The sequence below is a fragment of the Bradyrhizobium sp. NBAIM08 genome (assembly GCF_020193935.1).
GTDB lineage: Bacteria > Pseudomonadota > Alphaproteobacteria > Rhizobiales > Xanthobacteraceae > Bradyrhizobium > Bradyrhizobium yuanmingense.
The window spans coordinates 1-384 of record NZ_JADYVR010001317.1; the positions used below are offsets into that span (position 1 = coordinate 1).

General features: G+C 71.6%; 1 protein-coding gene. It reads right to left on the reverse strand.

The annotated features are described in order from the left end of the window. The coding region (locus I6F37_RS44700; RefSeq protein ID WP_249795521.1) for a (2Fe-2S)-binding protein at positions 1-384 on the reverse strand (384 nt) is incomplete at both ends.

Sequence of the window (384 nt, forward strand, 5' to 3'; positions counted from 1 at the left end):
GACCTCCTCCGCGTCCATGGCCTCGCGGATGGCCGGACCGACGCGGGGATCGGAGAAGAGCCGTGAGTCTGGAGTCGAAAGCCGGGAGGCGAGGATGTCCGGCGGCGCGCCGGCATCGGCCCTCTTCAGTCCGGCCGCCCGCTCGACGGCGTCGAAGACGTGGTTGTAGGTGCCGCACCGGCAGAGGTTCCCCGAGACCGCCTCGCGGATCTCCGGCCGGGTGGGACGGGGATTGCGCGTCAGGAGGCGCTGGCAGGACATCACCATCCCGGAGGTGCAGAAGCCGCACTGGAGGGCGTCGGCGGCGATGAAGGCCTCCTGCAGAGGAGACAGGCGGCCCTCCGCGGCAAGGCCCTCGATGGTGGTGATCGCGCTCCCCGAGGC